Origin of the sequence: Agromyces tropicus, from assembly GCF_039531345.1 — a bacterium.
GTDB lineage: Bacteria > Actinomycetota > Actinomycetes > Actinomycetales > Microbacteriaceae > Agromyces > Agromyces tropicus.
This window is the reverse complement of the sequence record NZ_BAAAPW010000002.1, coordinates 181,990-198,152: the sequence shown is the minus strand read 5'-3', so window position 1 is coordinate 198,152 and position 16,163 is coordinate 181,990. Positions and strand designations below refer to the sequence as shown.

At 73.6% G+C, this 16,163-nt stretch carries 14 protein-coding genes; 9 read left to right on the top strand and 5 right to left on the bottom strand.

Features of this window, described 5'->3' with window-relative positions; translation table 11 throughout:
• Positions 1-23 precede the first annotated feature (23 nt).
• Positions 24-797: an isocitrate lyase/PEP mutase family protein gene (locus ABD230_RS06675; protein ID WP_344370721.1), complete on the bottom strand. Its 774-nt coding sequence runs from the start codon at positions 795-797 to the stop codon at positions 24-26.
• 103 nt (positions 798-900) lie between these two features.
• Positions 901-2,142 (bottom strand): cysteine desulfurase-like protein, encoded by a 1,242-nt coding sequence (locus ABD230_RS06670; RefSeq protein WP_344370719.1) that lies wholly within the window; start codon positions 2,140-2,142, stop codon positions 901-903.
• Positions 2,143-2,227: 85 nt separating this feature from the next.
• On the opposite strand from ABD230_RS06670, the gene ABD230_RS06665 reads away from it, so the two are divergent.
• Positions 2,228-3,301: a serine hydrolase domain-containing protein gene (locus ABD230_RS06665; RefSeq protein ID WP_344370716.1), complete on the top strand. Its 1,074-nt coding sequence runs from the start codon at positions 2,228-2,230 to the stop codon at positions 3,299-3,301.
• Positions 3,302-3,309: 8 nt separating this feature from the next.
• Here the strand turns inward: ABD230_RS06665 and ABD230_RS06660 are convergent, their stop codons facing one another.
• Positions 3,310-4,287 carry an SIS domain-containing protein gene (locus ABD230_RS06660; protein WP_344370713.1) on the bottom strand — a complete coding sequence of 326 codons (978 nt, stop codon included), beginning with the start codon at positions 4,285-4,287 and terminating at the stop codon, positions 3,310-3,312.
• Positions 4,251-5,429, bottom strand: coding sequence for a hypothetical protein (locus ABD230_RS06655; protein ID WP_344370710.1), 1,179 nt, complete (start codon positions 5,427-5,429; stop codon positions 4,251-4,253). Before ABD230_RS06655 ends, ABD230_RS06660 begins: the two co-directional genes overlap by 37 nt.
• 120 nt (positions 5,430-5,549) lie before the next feature.
• On the opposite strand from ABD230_RS06655, the gene ABD230_RS06650 reads away from it, so the two are divergent.
• Genes ABD230_RS06650 through ABD230_RS06635 form a run of 4 tightly spaced genes read left to right on the top strand, consistent with a single transcriptional unit; the run spans position 5,550 to position 9,523 of the window.
• The gene (locus tag ABD230_RS06650; protein ID WP_344370708.1) at positions 5,550-6,653 is read left to right on the top strand and encodes a polyamine ABC transporter substrate-binding protein; all 1,104 of its coding nucleotides are present in this window, start codon (positions 5,550-5,552) and stop codon (positions 6,651-6,653) included.
• A gap of 11 nt (positions 6,654-6,664) precedes the next feature.
• Positions 6,665-7,567, top strand: a complete 903-nt coding sequence (locus tag ABD230_RS06645) for an ABC transporter permease (RefSeq protein ID WP_344370706.1) — start codon at positions 6,665-6,667, stop codon at positions 7,565-7,567.
• Positions 7,560-8,405, top strand: coding sequence for an ABC transporter permease (locus ABD230_RS06640; RefSeq protein ID WP_344370702.1), 846 nt, complete (start codon positions 7,560-7,562; stop codon positions 8,403-8,405). The genes ABD230_RS06645 and ABD230_RS06640 overlap by 8 nt, the downstream gene beginning before the upstream one ends.
• Positions 8,402-9,523 (top strand): ABC transporter ATP-binding protein, encoded by a 1,122-nt coding sequence (locus tag ABD230_RS06635; protein WP_344370697.1) that lies wholly within the window; start codon positions 8,402-8,404, stop codon positions 9,521-9,523. Before ABD230_RS06640 ends, ABD230_RS06635 begins: the two co-directional genes overlap by 4 nt.
• Here ABD230_RS06635 and ABD230_RS06630 read toward each other — a convergent pair.
• Positions 9,505-10,113, bottom strand: coding sequence for a TetR/AcrR family transcriptional regulator (locus tag ABD230_RS06630; protein WP_344370695.1), 609 nt, complete (start codon positions 10,111-10,113; stop codon positions 9,505-9,507). The genes ABD230_RS06635 and ABD230_RS06630 overlap by 19 nt on opposite strands.
• 133 nt (positions 10,114-10,246) lie before the next feature.
• Here ABD230_RS06630 and ABD230_RS06625 point away from each other — a divergent pair, with 133 nt between their 5' ends.
• The 4 genes from ABD230_RS06625 (at position 10,247) to ABD230_RS06610 (ending at position 16,149) form a co-directional block, all read left to right on the top strand.
• On the top strand, positions 10,247-11,590 hold the full coding sequence (locus ABD230_RS06625; protein WP_344370693.1) for a glycosyltransferase: 1,344 nt from the start codon (positions 10,247-10,249) through the stop codon (positions 11,588-11,590).
• Positions 11,587-12,999 carry an NAD(P)/FAD-dependent oxidoreductase gene (locus tag ABD230_RS06620; protein WP_344370690.1) on the top strand — a complete coding sequence of 471 codons (1,413 nt, stop codon included), beginning with the start codon at positions 11,587-11,589 and terminating at the stop codon, positions 12,997-12,999. Before ABD230_RS06625 ends, ABD230_RS06620 begins: the two co-directional genes overlap by 4 nt.
• A gap of 56 nt (positions 13,000-13,055) precedes the next feature.
• Complete coding sequence (locus ABD230_RS06615) at positions 13,056-14,513, top strand: aminobutyraldehyde dehydrogenase (protein WP_344370687.1); 1,458 nt, start codon at positions 13,056-13,058, stop codon at positions 14,511-14,513.
• 265 nt (positions 14,514-14,778) lie between these two features.
• Complete coding sequence (locus ABD230_RS06610) at positions 14,779-16,149, top strand: LssY C-terminal domain-containing protein (protein ID WP_425546214.1); 1,371 nt, start codon at positions 14,779-14,781, stop codon at positions 16,147-16,149.
• Positions 16,150-16,163: the final 14 nt, after the last annotated feature.

Sequence of the window (16,163 nt, the reverse complement as noted above, 5' to 3'; positions counted from 1 at the left end):
GGGTCGGGGTCGTCGGGTGCCGCTCAGTTCAGCCTACGGATGCCGGGCGGCAGGACACCGCCGCCGTACAGCATGGCGGCGAGATCCTGCAGCGAGGCGAGCGCGATGCGCTGCGTGTAGGGGCCGTAGGAGACCCGCGCCACGCCGAGCGCGGCGAGCCGGTCGGGCGGCGGCACGGAGGGCAGGCCGATGACGCTCACGCGGCGCCATCCGATGCCCGCGACGAGTTCGGCGATCTCGTCGTCGCGCAGGTCGCCCGGCACGAAGACGCAGGTGGCCCCGGCGTCCAGGTACGCCCGCCCGCGCTCGATCGCGTCGGCCATCCAGACCTCGCGCGGCCGATCGTGTCCGCGGAGCCAGGCGTCGGTACGGGCGTTGAGGGCGAACGGCACGCCCTCCGCGTCGGCGGCGGCGACCGCGGCCTCGACGGCGGCGACCGACTCGGGCAGCGGCCGCAGCCGGTCCTCGAGGTTCGCGCCGACGACGCCGAGTCCGATCGCGCGGCGGATGGTTGCGCCCGGGTCGCCGTAGCCGGCTTCGAGGTCGGCGGTGACCGGGAGCTCGACGGCCCCCGCGATGCGTCCGACCATGTCGAACATCAGGTCGGCCGGGATGTGCTCGCCGTCCGGGTAGCCGTAGGCGGCCGCGATGGAGTGGGATGCCGTGGCGATCGCGGTCGTCTCCGGCAGCGCGGCGATGGTGGTCGCGCTCACCACGTCCCACACGTTGACGACCTGCAGGAGGTCGTCGTCGAGGTGCAGGCGCCGGAGTTCGGCGCCCGCGTCTGCGGGGGTCATGCGCTCAGGATATGGCCGTGGGCGCCCGAGGTGGGGGAATGCCCTCCGGATCCACCCCTTCCGGCGCCCGGACGCCCCCCGGACTGGGGGCGCGGTGCGCTCGTCAGGCCGCGGCGGCCCCGACGGCGCGGCGCAGGCCCGCCAGCAGCCGCTCCACGTCCTGGTCGTCGGTGTACGGCGCGAGTCCGACGCGCAGCCCGCCGGCGTCGCCGAGCCCGAGGTGCCGCGACGCCTCCAGCGCGTAGAAGTTCCCGCTCGGCGCGAGCACGCGATCCTCCGCGAGCACGGAGGAGACCGCGGCCGCGTCGTGGCCGGCGAACGTCGCGAGGAGGGTCGGCGTCCGCCGTGCGGCGCGCGAGTGGACGCGCACGCCGGGGAGCTCGCCGAGTCCTGCCTCGAGCCGGGCGAGCAGCCGCGACTCGTGGTCGTGCAGGGCGGCGTACGACGCGGCGAGGCGCTCGCGGCGCGTGGCCGGCGCGGGTTCGCCCGCACGGCCGTCCGCCACGCCGTCGTACAGCGACGCGAGCACCTCCACCGCCGCCGTGACGCCCGCGAGCAGCTCGTAGGGGAGCGTGCCGTACTCGAAGCGCTCGGGCACGACCTCGGTCGCGGGGAGCAGCTTGTCGGAGTCGACGGACTCGAGCCACGTCGGATCGGCGACGAGCACCCCGCAGTGCGGGCCGAGGAACTTGTAGGGCGAGCAGAGCAGCAGGTCGGCGCCGAGCGCGTCGAGGTCGGGGAGCGCGTGCGCGGCGAGGTGCACGGCGTCGACGGCAACCAGGGCGCCCGCGGCGTGCGCCGCCGCGGCGATCGCGGGCACGTCGGGCATGGTGCCGATGAGGTTGGACGCGGCGGTCACCGCGACGAGGCGCGTGCGCTCGCCCAGCACGGATGCCACGGACTCGACGGGCAGCTCGCCCGTGGCCGCGTCGAACGAGGCCCAGCGCACCTTCGCCCCAGCACGCTCGGCCGCCTGCACCCAGGGCCGCACGTTGGCGTCGTGGTCGAGCCGGGTCACGACGACCTCGTCGCCGGGCCCCCAGGTGCGCGCGAGGGTCCGCGACACGTCGTACGCGAGCTGCGTCGCGCTGCGCCCGTGGACGACCCCGCGCGGATCCGCGCCCGTGAGGTCCGCGATCGCGGCGCGGTAGGCGGCCACCGCGTCATCCGCCCGCTGAGCCGACTCGCCGAGCCCGCCCCGGTTCGACAGGGGCCCGGTCAGCGTCGACGCGACGGCCTCGCCGACCCGACGCGGCGTCTGCGTGCCGCCCGGGCCGTCGAACAGCGCCCAGCCGTGCTCGAGCGCGGGGAACCAGGAGCGGATGCGGGCGACGTCGTAGGCCATGGTCGGGAGCCTAACCGGCGGTCGCGCCAGGTCGCCGGGCAGCGTGTTCGGCGCGCGTCCAGCGGGCGCGCGTAGCATCCGCCGCATGGCCGCGCCGCGCGTGGCGCGCCCGCCGCGCATCGCGTCCGTCGCCGTCGCGCTCGCCGTGTCGATGGCGATGGGCGGATGCGTCTCCGGGCCGCCGTACGACCAGCTCCTCACCGGCGACGAGGAGCTGCTGGCCATCGCGCGCGAGGGCGCCACCGACGCGCGCGACCGGGTCGCCCTGGCCCTGATCGACGGCGACGAGGTGCGCACGGCGTTCGTGACGGCGGATGCCCGCACGCCCTTCGGGCTCGGCGGGGCGACCCGAGGGCTCACCGGCCTGCTGCTGGCCGACGCGATCGACCGCGGGGAGGTCGCCGTCGACGATCGGGTGGGCGCGTACCTCGACCTCGGCGACGCTCCAGCGGCCGAGCTGACCCTCGGCGAGCTCGCGACGAACCGGTCGGGGCTCCCGCAGGACCCGCTCGGAGTCCCCGCGGATGCGCCCGCCGCCGAGGGCGGCGTGGTCGCCGATCGCGGCGGGCTCGACGAGCTGCTCGCGCAGGCCGGAGCGGTCGACCTCGTGCCGGAGCTCGAGTACAACCCGAGCGACCTCGCGGCGGCGCTCGTCGGGCAGGCGGTCGCTGCGGCGACCGGCGAGCGGTTCGCCGACCTGCTCGCCGAGCGCGTGCTCGCGCCGGCGGGGATGACCGGTGCCGTCGTGCTGGAATCCGGGGAGCTGGTCCCCGACGGCCTCGCGCAGGGGCACGACCGACGCGGTGCGCGGGTCGCGGCCCGCGGGAGCGGCGCCTACGCCCCCGCGGTCGGGGTCGTCGCCACGCTCGACGACGCGGTCGCCCTCGGACGGGCCATCGTCGACGGGCCGTTCGCCGGCAGTGCCGCGTTGCGGGCGATCGACGGCACGCGGTGGCCGCAGATCTCGGTGGGCCTCTTCTGGGAGCGGATCGCGACCGACGGCGACGACGCCGTCTACATCGTGGGATCCGCGGAGGGCTTCACGGCGGCCATCCTCGCCGACCGGGCCGCCGGACGTGCGGTCGTCCTGCTCTCGAACGCGGAGGTGGCCTGGCCGTGGTCGCGGCTGCGACCGCTCGTGGACCTGCTGGCCGGCTGATCGGTCCGTCAGCGAGGGGTCGCGGCGAGCCGCCGGTCGGCGACGAGCTCGCCCACGAGCGAGTCCGTGAGCGCCGCGACCGAGGCGTCGTCGTCGCCCGGGTAGCGCAGTGCGAGCTCGGCGCCGTCGAGCGGGCCGCCGACCGCGGCGAAGCGGGAACCGCGCCCGTGCATCCAGTCGAGCGCCGGCGCGTCCCACGCCGAGCCCGCGTAGACGAGTGCGCGATAGTCCTGGGTCTTCGTGAGGTAGACGTCGACGTGGGACCAGTCGCCGGTCTCCGATGCGAACGCGCCGAGCCGGGGCACCTCTCGCAGCATGAGCGCGGACTGCTGCGCGCTCGAGAGCCGCTCGGCGGGCGCGAGGAACCAGGTGCCGTCGGGGCCGGTGAGCAGGTCGGCCAGCGGGTCGAGCCAGTCGGCGGCGGACTCGAGCAGCGCCGTGTTCGCCTCGGCGCCGCGGCGGAGGGCGGCGGCGTCGAACCGCGCGGCCGGGGCGGTCCCGAGCAGTTCCGCGAGCACCTCGTCGAGCACGGCGAACGTCGCGCGGAACGTGCGGCACGCCACGCCGGAGGCCTCGACGCCGGCGTGCAGCGGCACGACCACGTCCGCCGCCTCGGCGAGCGGCGACGCGGCGCGGTTCGTGATCGCGACCAGCCGCCCGGTGCCGCGATAGCGTTCGACGGCGCGGAGCACCTCGACGCTCCCGCCGGTGGCGGACACCGCGACGACCACGAGATCCGGGGCCGCCGGGGGCAGCAGCTCGACGCTGGCGAGCTCGACGAGCACGCTCGCGCCGACGGCGCGGAAGCGGCGGGCGACGACCTCGGCCGCGTAGCGGCTCGAGCCCATGCCCACGACGAGCACCCGCGAGGCGCCGAGCAGCGCGAGGCGGTCGAGGCCCGCCAGTCCCGCGTCGACGGCGTCGGCGAGCCGGCCGAGGGTCTCGGGGATCAGGTCGAGGTCGGTTCGAAAGGCGGCGGTGTCCACGGGTCCTCCGGAAGCTCGTCGGTCGAGGGGTAGCGGTGGGTGATCGCCGCGTCGGGAGCGTACCGCCAGCGCGGCAGGTAGCGGTCGGCGTAGGTGAGCTCGGCGGCCAGCTGCTCCGCCTCGAGCCCCGGCACGAGCGCGGGGTCGAACAGGTCGCCCCGCACGAGCGTCGCGCGGTACGACGCGAGCAGTGCGACGCGCGCGCGATCGGCCCACGCGAACGCCGCCGGCTCGGCGCGGCCGAGCCGCTTCTGCGCGACGGCCGCGACGAGGTCGAGCGACACGAGCAGGTGCGCGACGTCGCGCGCCGCGGCATCCGGCCGGTTCCGCTCGGACGCACCCTGCTGCGGATCGCCGTCGAAGTCGATGACGGTGTACCGCGGCGTGACCCCGGGGGAGCGCAGCACCTGCCCGACGTGCAGGTCGCCGTGCAGGTCGAACGCGAGGCCGGCCCCGGTCGCCCCGAGCGAACGCACGTCGCGCCGCAACGCCTCGGCGCGGTTCGCGAGTCGCGCGGCCGTCGGGCCGCCCGAGCGGTCGACGGCCTCGAACGCCGCGTCGAGCGCCGCGAGCGCGCGGCGCCCACGAGCCGCGGGCGCGTCGTCGGGGGCGGCCCGGGCGCCGGCGCCGAGCACGTCGTGCAGTCGCGCGACGGTCGCGCCGAGCACCGCGGGGAAGCCGGGCTCCGATCCGTCGCCGGCGAGGAGCGCCACGACGTCGTCGACCGCCCAGTCCCAGCCGTCCTGCGCGCCCGGCAGGTACTCGGTGACGATCGCGAGGGTCGACGTTCCGAGCGACGGATGCCGCCAGTCGACCCGGCCGGCGTAGCCGGCGACCTGCGTCGACCCCGCGTGGGCGAGGCGCTCGAGGAGGTGCGCCGCGCGGTCGGCCGCCGCCCAGGCGCCCACGACCTTCACGACGAGCCGCCCGTCGACGATGACCGACGTATTCGTCTGGTCGACGGCGATCGCCCGCTCCGCGGCATCCGTCGGCACGCCGGGATCGACCAGCCGGGCGAGTTCGCGGGCGATGCCGTCACCCGCGGCGGGCCGGGCGCCGTCGAAGCCGACCTCGCCGGAGGGCGCGACCGAGAGCGCGCGGCCGGCGATCTCGGGCCGCTCGCCCATCAGCACGGAGTTCATTGAATCCGGATTGTAACAACTGTGCAAAACAGGCTCCAGAGCGTCCGGAAAACCATTGCGGTTTCTTGATGCTCGGTGCAACAATTCCTCAACCTTTCCGACGTCCCCAGGAGGTACCTCATGCCCACCATGCGTCGCATCTCCATCGCAGCGGCCGGCACCGCTGCATTCGCACTCGCCCTCACGTCCTGTGCCGGCGGCGACGGCGGCGACGGGTCCGACATCGACCGCACCGCCGACATCTCGGAGCAGACGCTCACCGTCTCGATCTGGGCCGACTACTACCCCGAGGACCTCGCCGAGCAGTTCGAGGCGGCGACCGGGGTGAAGACCACCATCGTGAACCACACCACGAACGAGGACGTCGTCGCGAAGCTCACGGCGAGCTCCGACCCGGGCATCGACGTGGCCTTCGTCTCCGGTCAGTACGCGCAGGCGCTCGCCGAGCAGGGGCTGCTCCAGGAGCTCGACAAGGAGCTCGTGCCCAACGAGTCCAACCTCTACCCCGAGGCGCTCGAGCTCGACTACGACCCGGGCAACGTCTACTCCGAGCCGTACGCGTGGGGCACGACCGGCCTCTGCTACCGGCCCGACCTCACCGGCTACGACCCGACGTCGTGGAACGACCTGCTGAACCCGAAGCCCGAGCTCGAGGGCAAGACCACGATGCTCTCGACCGACCGGTGGCTGTCGATGCCCGCACTGAAGGCCGAGGGCCACTCGCTCAACACGACCGACGACGCCGAGCTCGACGAGGCCAAGGCGCAACTGCTCGAGACCAAGCCCACGCTGCTCGCCTACGACGACACGACCTTCTACTCGAAGCTCGTCTCGGGCGAGGCCGCACTCGTCGAGGCGTGGGACGGCTGGTGCAACTACGGCATCGCCGAGAACCCCGACATCACCTTCGTCGTCCCGGAGGAGGGCGCCGACCTCTGGGTCGACACGATGACCGTGCTGAAGGGCTCGGAGAACAAGGAGGCCGCCATGGCCTTCATCAACTACATCCTCGACCCCGAGGTGCAGACCTGGGTCGCCGAGAACATCCTCTACAAGGTGCCGAACCAGGTCGCGATGGAGGCGCTCGACCCGTCGCTCATCGAGGCCTACCCGACGCTCGGCATCACGGTCGACGAGCTCTTCGAGCAGGAGGTGATCGTCGACCTCGGCGAGGACTCGCTCAAGTACGTCGACCTCAACGCGGAAGTCCTCGCGACCAACTGACCCGGAGCGCCGTGACCACGACGACCCAGCAGGCGACCCCCGCCGCGCGCGCCCCGCGCGCGCGGCGGGGGCTCGCCGCCGCCCCGTTCCTCGCGCCGGGCATGCTCTTCCTCATCGTCTTCATGGCGATCCCGGTCGGGCTGCTCGCGTTCTACACCTTCTTCAAGCGCGGCCGCTTCGGCGGCCTCGTGTTCGAGTTCACCCTCGACAACTGGGCGAAGCTCGCCGAGCCCCTCTACGTCGGCGTCATCCTGCAGTCGATCGGGCTCGCGCTCGCGGTCACGCTGCTGGCGCTGCTCATCGGCTACCCGATGGCGTACGCGATCGCCGGGCTCTCCCCGAAGTGGCGGACCGTCGCCCTCGTCGCCGTCGTGCTGCCGTTCTGGACGAACTTCCTGATCCGCACGTATGCGTGGATCCTGCTCCTGAACAACGCCGGGTTCGTGAACCAGTGGCTGCAGGCGGTAGGGCTCACGGACGAGCCGATCTCGATGCTCTACACGCCCCAGGCGATCGTCGTCGGGCTCCTGTACATGTACCTGCCGCTCATGGTGCTCCCGCTCTACGCGTCGCTGCAGCAGCTCGACCCGTCGCTGCGGGAGGCCGCCACCAACCTCGGCGCCTCGCCGTGGCGCGCCTTCCGGACCGTCACGCTCCCGCTCTCGCTGCCCGGTGCACTGACCGGCTGCATCTTCGTGTTCGTGCCCGCGATGTCGAACTTCGTGATCCCCGAGCTCATCGGCGGCGGCAAGACGATCATGGTCGGCAACCTCGTGCGCGACCAGTTCTTCGAGGCGCGCGACTGGCCGTTCGGCGCGACGCTCGCGCTCGTGCTCACCCTGCTGCTGGTCGTCGTCATCGTCATCCAGGCCGCGGTCTCGCGCCGCCTCACGGAAGGACCGCGCCGTGGCTGAGGCGACCGCGACCGTCACCGCCGCGACGACGACGGATGCCGCGCCGGCGCCGGCCCCCGCCCGCCGGCGCCGGCGCCGCGGCATCCTCGTGCCCCTCTGGCTCGGGTACGTGTTCCTGTACCTGCCGATCGTCATCGTCGTCGTGATGAGCTTCAACGACTCGCGGAACCTGTTCGTCTGGAACGGGTTCTCGCTGCGCTGGTACCCGGAGCTCTTCCGCGACGGCGCGATGATGCAGGGCCTCGCGAACACGCTCGTCGTCGCCTCGGGCGCCACGCTCATCGCGACCGTGCTCGGCACCCTCCTCGCCTACGGCATCCACCACTACACGCGGGGCGGCCTGATCCGGGCATTCGCGATCGCGCCGGCGATCCTCCCCGACCTGCTGCTCGGCATCGGGCTGCTCACGTTCTTCTCCCTGCTGAGCGTGACCCTCGGCCTGCACTCGGTGATCCTCGCGCACGCGGTGTTCGCCACCGCCTTCGTCACCGCGATCGTGCTCGCCCGCATGGCGAACCTCGACCCGAGCCTCGAGGAGGCCTCGCGCGACCTCGGCATGGGCCCGGCCCGCACGTTCCTGCGGATCACGCTGCCGCAGCTCGCCCCGGGCATCGTCGCGGGGGCCCTGCTCGCGTTCACGCTCTCGCTCGACGAGTTCGTGATCGCGTTCTTCACGACCGCGCCGACGCAGCCCACGCTGCCGATCGTCATCTACTCGATGGTGCGCTTCGGCGTCACGCCCGAGGTGAACGCCCTCGCCACCCTCCTGCTGCTCGTGAGCATCGTCGCGGTGATCTCGGCGCAGCGCCTCACCCGACTGACAGGACCAGAACGATGACCGCCGAACCCCTGCTCCGCGTCGACGGCGTCCGCGCCGTGTACGGCGACACCGTCGCCCTGCACGACGTCTCGCTCGACATCGCGCACAACGAGTTCTTCGCGCTGCTCGGACCGTCGGGCTGCGGCAAGACCACCCTGCTCCGCTCGATCGCCGGCTTCGAGACGCCCGCCGCGGGCCGCATCACGGTCGACGGGATCGACCTGCTCTCGCTGCCCGCGCACCGCCGCCCGGTGAACATGATGTTCCAGAGCTACGCGCTGTTCCCGCACCTCTCCGTCGAGCGCAACATCGGCTACGGGCTCGAGGCGGAGGGGCTCGGCCGCGCCGAGATCCGCACGCGCGTCGGCGAGGTCATGGAGGTCGTGCGCCTCGGGCACCTCGCGAAGCGCCGGCCGGCGCAGCTCTCGGGCGGCCAGCGGCAGCGGGTCGCGCTCGCCCGTGCGATCGTGAAGCGGCCCAAGCTGCTCCTCCTCGACGAGCCGCTCTCCGCGCTCGACCGGCAGGTCCGCGCGTCGATGCAGCTCGAGCTCAAGCGGCTGCAGCACGAGGTCGGCCTCACGTTCGTGGTGGTCACCCACGACCAGGAGGAGGCGATGTCGATGGCCGACCGCATCGCCGTGCTGAACGAGGGCCGCCTCGAGCAGCTCGCCTCGCCGCAGGAGCTGTACGCCGACCCCGGGTCGCGGTTCGTCGCCGCCTTCATCGGCACGGCGAACCTGCTCGACGGCGAGGCCACGGCCGACGGCGTCGCCGTGCCGGGCCTGGGCGAGGTCCGGGCCGGGCACGCGCTCGCGGCCGGCTCGCCGGCGACCGCGGTGATCCGCCCGGAGGACGTGGTCGCGGGCGACGACGTCTCCGGCGGGCTGCGCGGCACCGTCGTCGACACCTACTTCCTCGGCGGGGCGTCGACGATCTCGATCGACGTGCCCGGCCTGCCCGCGCCGGTGCTCGCGAGCGTGCACGGGGCGACCCGACTCGTCCGCGGCGCCGAGGTGGGGGTCGCGTTCGGTCGCGCGACCGCGGTGCCGCGCGACCCGTCCGAGCCCCCGTCGTTCGGCACCACGGTCCCGACGACGGCGATCCCGGTGGACGAGGTTCAGGACGTGAGCGCGTGACCTGTCGCCAGGCGCGCGTACTGGCGCAGCAGCTCGGCCGCGGCGTCGTGGCCGAGCGTGGGGTGCTTGGCGACGATGCGGTAGCCGTACGCGTCCTCGAGCGCGACGAGGTTGCGGGCGATCACGAGCGAGGGCTGCGCGAGCGCGAAGAGCCCGCGCGCGGCGCCCTGCTCGAGCACGACCTGGTACATGCCGACCTGGCGGTCGTAGAGCGTGGTGAGCAGCGAGGCCATGAGCGGGTTGCGGCCGGCCGAGCCGCCGAGCTCGCAGAGCAGCCGGACCTCGGTGTCGTCGGGACCGCTCGGCAGGCCGGAGTCGATGAGCGCGAGGAGCCGTGCGACGGGGTCGTCGGGGAGGTCCTCGAGCATCCGCACGCGGCCCTCGTAGAAGCGCTCCATGCCGGCGCGGTTGGCCTCGAACATCAGCTCGTCGATGTCGGGGTAGTAGTACAGCACGGCGCCGGAGGTGAGGCCGGCCTCCTCGGCCACGCGGTTCAGGCGGGCGCCGTCGGGGCCGTGCGTCGCGATCGCGCGCTGCGCGGCGGCGACGAGCTGGCTGCGGCGTTCCTCCTGGCGCTTCGGCCGTGCCATGGTGCTCCCTCCAGCGCGGACAGATTGTCTGCACCGCTCCGCAATGTTAGCCCGAAACGTCCGATGAGGACAGGGTTCCCTCGGTACTGAATTCTCTATAACCTGCTGCAAAGAATCGATGAACGGAGTCGCCATGTCCGACGCTCGCCGCACCTTCCTCTTCATGCCCGAGAGCGCCTACGGCCCGACGAACAACTGCATCGGCATCGCCAACGAACTCGTCAAGCAGGGCCACCGCGTCGTGTTCGCCGCGGAGCGCTCGTGGCAGGGCAAGCTCACCGCGCTCGGCTTCGAGGAGGACCTCGTCGACCTCGCGCCGGTCGAGGAGCCCGCCGACGGGGAGGAGGTCGAACAGGACGCCGGCCAGTTCTGGAAGGACTACATCAAGGAGGTCGCGCCCGAGTTCCGCAAGACGACCGCCGAGCAGCTCGAGACGGTGACGCTTCCCATCTGGGAGGAGCTCGTCACGGGCGCGAAGTTCTGCGAACCGCAGCTGCAGGACATCATCGCGCGCGTCCGCCCCGACGTGATCATCGAGGACAACGTGCTCACCTTCCCGGCGCTCGTCACCGCCGGCGTCCCCTTCGTCCGGATCGTCAGCTGCAACCCGCTCGAGATCCCCGGCGAGGAGATCGCGCCCGTGTTCTCCGGCCTCGGGAAGGACGACCGTGCGGGGTGGGCGGCCTTCCGCGCCGAGTACGAGCGCACGCACCGCCCGCTCTGGGAGTCGTTCGACGCCTGGGTGCAGGAGCAGGGCGCCCCGCCGCTGCCCGACCTCGAGTTCATCCACCGCGGCGACGCGAACCTCTACGTGTTCCCCGAGGAACTCGACTACACCGACCGGCGCCCGCTCGACGAGACCTGGCACCGGCTCGACTCCTCGGTCCGCGAGACCGAGGCGGCGCCCGAGGACCTCCCCGCGGCCTTCACCGACGGCAGCCGTCCGCTCGTGTACTTCAGCCTCGGTTCGCTCGGATCGGCCGACGTCGACCTGATGAAGCGCGTCATCGCGGCGCTCGCGGAGCTGCCCGTCAACGTCATCGTCTCGAAGGGTCCGCTCCACGACGAGTTCGAGCTCGCCGACAACATGTGGGGCGCCGAGTTCCTCCCGCAGACCAGGCTCCTGCCGCTCGCCGACCTCGTGATCACGCACGGCGGGAACAACACGACGACCGAGGCCATGCACTTCGGCAAGCCGATGATCCTGCTCCCGCTGTTCTGGGACCAGTACGACAACGCCCAGCGCGTAGACGAGCAGGGCTACGGGCGCCGGCTCGACACGTACGGCTTCACCGCCGGGGAGCTCGGCGCCGCGGTGCAGGGCATCCTGGCCGACGACGGGCTGCGGTCGCGGTGCGCGGCCGCGGGCGAGGCGATCCGCGCCCGCCACGGCGTCGCGACGGCCGCCCGGATCATCGCCGAGGTCGGCGTGCCCGTCGGCGTGGGCGCCGGCGCGGCGGCCGCGGAGGGCGAGTGAGCGACACCCTCGCGGATGCCGCGGGCGCGGCGCTCGCGGACGCCGCACCGCGGCCCTACTGGACCGACCGTCCGGAGGCGCCGGCCACGCGCCCGGCCCTGGACGGGCGGCACGAGGCCGACCTCGTCGTGGTCGGGGCGGGGTTCACCGGGCTGTGGACGGCGTGGCGGGCGCTCGAGCGCGGCGACGCGGCATCCGTCGTCGTCCTCGAGGCCGAGCGCGTCGGGTACGGCGCGAGCGGCCGCAACGGCGGGTTCGTCGCGTCGTCGCTGACGCACGGGCTCGCGCACGGCACCATGGTCTGGCCGGACCAGGTCGCCGCGCTCCACGAGGAGGGCGAGCGCAACCTGGCCGACCTCGTGACGACGATCGGGTCGGCCGGGATCGAGGCCGACCTCCTCCGGGTCGGGAAGACCACGCTGGCCGTCGAGCCGTGGCAGGTCGAGGGGCTGCGCGAGGCGGCCGAACTCGGTGCACGCCACGGCGTCGACCTCGAGCTGCAGGCGCGCGACGAGGTGCAGGCCGACGTGCACTCGCCGACGTACCTGGCCGGGCTGCGCGACCGCACCGGAACCGTGCTCGTCGACCCGGCGCGGCTCGCGTGGGGCATGGCGGCCGAGCTCGAACGGCGCGGCGCGCGGATCCACGACGCCTCGCGCGTGACCGGCATCGACCGCGAGGGCGCGGGGGTGCGCGTCCGCGCCGACGGCGGCGAGGTGCTCGCGCGGGCGGCCGTCGTCGCGACCGCGGCGTACCCCGCACCGCTGCGCCGCCTGGCGTCGTACCTCATGCCGCTCTACGACCACGTGCTCATGACCGAGCCGCTCACGCCCGCGCAGCGCGCGTCCATCGGCTGGGCCGAGGGCCAGGGCCTGACCGATGCGGGCAACCAGTTCCACTACTACCGGCCCACGGCCGACGGGCGGATCCTGTTCGGCGGGTGGGACGCGGTCTACCACCGCGGCGGTCGGGTCGACCCGGCCTACGAGCAGCAGGGCGGCTCGCATGCGCTGCTGGCGCGGCACTTCGCCGAGACGTTCCCGCAGCTCGAGGGCCTGCGCTTCACCCACCGGTGGGCCGGCCCGATCGACTCGACGACGCGCTTCACCGCGGCGTACGGCACCGCACGCGGCGGCCGGGTCGCGTATGCGGTCGGGCACACGGGCCTCGGCGTCGGCGCCTCGCGGTTCAGCGCCGACGTCGCGCTCGACCTGCTCTCGGGCGAGCCCACCTCGCGGCTGCGCTTCGACATCGTGCGCCGCCGCCCGTTCCCCATCCCGCCGGAGCCGTTCCGGAACCCGATCATCCAGTACACGCGGCGCAGCATCCTCGCCGCCGACGCGAACGAGGGGCGGCGCAACCTCTGGCTGCGCACGCTCGACCGCCTCGGCCTCGGCTTCAACTCCTGACGCACCGGGCGCCGACGACCGGCGCCGGCCGCCCGATCCACCCCGAAAGGCACCCCATGACCACCACCGGCACGTTCATCGGCGAGTACCGCCCCGGCACGGGCGACGACGCCGTCATCACGAACCCGGCCACCGAGACGGAGGTCGCGACGTACCGCGAGTCGGGCCTCGCCGACGTCGACGAGGCCGCCGAGGCGGCCCGCGCCGCGCAGCCGGACTGGGCGGCGAAGACACCGGGCGAGCGGTCGCTCGCGCTGCTCCGGCTCGCCGACGCGATCGAGGCCGACGCGGAGGGGCTCGCGCGGCTCGAGGTCGAGGACTCCGGCAAGCCGTGGACGACGGCGTTCGACGGCGAGCTGCCGTTCGCGATCGACAACCTGCGCTTCTTCGCCGGAGCGGCGCGCTCGCTCGACGGCACGGGTGCCGGGTCGCTGTCGAACGGGTACACGTCGATCCTCACGCGACGCCCCGTCGGCGTCGTCGCCGGCATCACGCCGTGGAACTTCCCGCTCATCATGGCGATCTGGAAGGCAGGTCCGGCGCTCGCCGCGGGCAACGCGGTCATCGTGAAGCCCGCGCCCGCCACCCCGCGGACGACCCTCCGCCTCGCGGAGCTCGCGGTCGGCTCCGGGCTGCCCGCCGGGCTCCTGAACGTCGTGACCGGCGACGCGGAGGTCGGGCAGGCGCTCGTCGCCCACCGCGAGGTCGACATGGTGAGCGTGACCGGGTCGACCCGGACCGGCAAGGCGGTCATGCGCGGCGCCGTCGAGGGCGTCAAGCGCGTGCACCTCGAGCTCGGCGGCAAGGCGCCCGTGATCGTGTTCGGCGACGCCGACCTCGGTGCCATGGCGCAGGCCGTCGCACTCGGCGCCACGTACAACACCGGCCAGGACTGCACGGCCGCCACGCGCGTGTACCTCGAGCGGTCGGTGTTCGACGACGGCGTCGCCGCGCTGCGGCAGGCGCTCGCGGAGATCGTCACCGGCGACCCCATGAGCGCCGACACCCACATCGGGCCGCTCATCTCCCGAGCCCACCGCGACCGGGTCGACGGCTTCGTGACGCGGGCCGTCGCCGAGGGCGCGGAGGCGCTCGTCGGCGGGCACGCGCTGGACGGCACCGGCGCGTACTACGCTCCGACCCTGCTCGTCGGCGCGCCGCAGTCGTCGGAGATCGTGCAGGGCGAGGTGTTCGGGCCCGTGCTCGTCGCGCTTCCGTTCGACGGCGAGGCCGACGGCATCCGCCTCGCCAACGACAGCGCCTACGGCCTCGCCTCCTCGGTGTGGACCTCGGACGTCGCGCGCGCGATGCGCGTCAGCCAGTCGCTCGACGTGGGCGTGACGTGGGTGAACGACCACCTGCCGATCGCCTCCGAGGCGCCGCACGGCGGGGTCAAGGGCTCGGGGTTCGGCAAGGACATGTCGATCGAGCCGCTCCTGGACTACTCGGTCACGCGCCACCTGATGATCCGCCACGCGCCCCCGCCCGAGACGTCGGGGTTCCGCCCGGCCTGACCGGCCGCACCTCCTGCGCGGGCCGCCCGGCCCGACCGGCCGCACCTCCTGCGCGGCGCAGCGAGGCACGCGCGTGCCCGGTGAGGGTCCGGGTTAGCATGCAGGCATGCGGGAGCGCGGCTCGGCCGACGACCGGCGCGCGACGCGTCGGACGGACGGCGACCCCGCCGCGGCGCCGCATCCGGGCGACGTCGCTGCGACGACGGCGACGCCCGTCGACGACCGCCCGCCGCCCCCGCTGCCGCCGCGGCTGTCGTTCACGCGCATGCTCGACGGCTTCTTCTTCGTCTACGCGGGCGTCGCGGCGGTCTGGCTCGCGTGGCTGTTGCTGAACCAGTCCTTCGGCTTCGGCTGGGCGGGCATCGGCTTCTTCCTCGTCTTCTGGCTCGTGCTCGCCTACCTCGTGCTGCCGCGCCTGCACCGCATCCTCACGACCATCTACGTGCCCGACTACTTCATCGGGCGCACCCGTACGAGCGACGGCCTGCTCGGCGACCCGGTGAACCTCGCGTTCGACGGCCCCGAGCAGGCGCTGCACGAGGCCATGCAGGCGGCCGGCTGGACCCGGGCGGACGACGTCACGCTCGCGTCGAGCTGGCGCATCATCGCCTCGACGATCACGCGCCGCAGCTACGACGAGGCGCCGGTGAGCCCGCTCTTCCTCTTCGGCCGCATGCAGGACTTCGCCTACCAGCAGGAGGTCGCGGGCAACCCGGCGAAGCGCCACCACGTCCGGTTCTGGCGGACGCCCGAGGGCTGGCTGCTGCCGGGCGGCCGCCGCGTCGACTGGCTCGCCGCCGGCACCTTCGACCGGGCGGTCGGCTTCTCGCTGTTCACGCTGCAGGTCACGCACAAGATCGACGCCGACATCGACATCGAGCGCGACCACATCGTGGCGACGGTCCGCGAGGCGGTGCCCGACGCGCGGCTCGAGGTGCTCCGGGACTTCTCGACCGGGTACCACTCCCGCAACGGCGGGGGCGACACCATCCGGACCGACGGCGACCTGCCCGTGGTCGTCGTCGGCGTGCCGGCCGACCGGCCGGGTGACGGGCGATCGACGGAGGCCGTTCCGGCGGCCGTTCCGGCGACTGCGGCGCCGTCCGCCGCCCGCAGCGTCGAGAAGCGCATCGCCTTCGAGCCGCCGCTGCGGCTGGCCGAGGCGCAACCCGTGCCGACCCGGATGCCGCGGCCCGGCGCGACGGCGTTCGGCGCGGGCGTCGTGGTGCTCAGGGTCCTCGCCGGCATCGTGTGGCTCGCGGCCCTCGCGATCCAGTGGGACCAGGTGCTCCAGGCGGACTTCGACGTCGACGCCGACGCGAGCCTGCAGTCCGAGCAGGTGTCGCAGCTCGCGCTCGTGGTCGTGCTGGTCGTGATGGGCGTGATCCTCGCCGTGCAGGCCGTGCTCGCGGTGCGCATCTGGTTCGGCGGCAACCTCTCGCGCATCGTCGTCATGCTGCTCTCGACGATCAACATCACGTTCGCCGCCACCGAGTCGTTCACGGGCGACGTCGAGGTGACGGTGCGCACGACGCTCGTCACCGTCGCGCTCGACATCATCGTGCTGCTCGCGCTCTCGAGTCGCGCCGCGCGCGCGTACGCCCGTCAGCCGAGATCGGGACGTCCGGTCCGGTGACGCGGGCCCCGAGC

Bases quoted from the DNA above. Each gene is read 5' to 3' on its own strand.
- ABD230_RS06675 (WP_344370721.1), bottom strand. From the start codon at position 797: ATGACCCCCGCAGACGCGGGCGCCGAACTCCGGCGCCTGCACCTCGAC.
- ABD230_RS06670 (WP_344370719.1), bottom strand. From the start codon at position 2,142: ATGGCCTACGACGTCGCCCGCATCCGCTCCTGGTTCCCCGCGCTCGAG.
- ABD230_RS06665 (WP_344370716.1), top strand. From the start codon at position 2,228: ATGGCCGCGCCGCGCGTGGCGCGCCCGCCGCGCATCGCGTCCGTCGCC.
- ABD230_RS06655 (WP_344370710.1), bottom strand. From the start codon at position 5,429: ATGAACTCCGTGCTGATGGGCGAGCGGCCCGAGATCGCCGGCCGCGCG.
- ABD230_RS06650 (WP_344370708.1), top strand. From the start codon at position 5,550: ATGCCCACCATGCGTCGCATCTCCATCGCAGCGGCCGGCACCGCTGCA.
- ABD230_RS06635 (WP_344370697.1), top strand. From the start codon at position 8,402: ATGACCGCCGAACCCCTGCTCCGCGTCGACGGCGTCCGCGCCGTGTAC.
- ABD230_RS06630 (WP_344370695.1), bottom strand. From the start codon at position 10,113: ATGGCACGGCCGAAGCGCCAGGAGGAACGCCGCAGCCAGCTCGTCGCC.
- ABD230_RS06625 (WP_344370693.1), top strand. From the start codon at position 10,247: ATGTCCGACGCTCGCCGCACCTTCCTCTTCATGCCCGAGAGCGCCTAC.
- ABD230_RS06615 (WP_344370687.1), top strand. From the start codon at position 13,056: ATGACCACCACCGGCACGTTCATCGGCGAGTACCGCCCCGGCACGGGC.
- ABD230_RS06610 (WP_425546214.1), top strand. From the start codon at position 14,779: ATGCTCGACGGCTTCTTCTTCGTCTACGCGGGCGTCGCGGCGGTCTGG.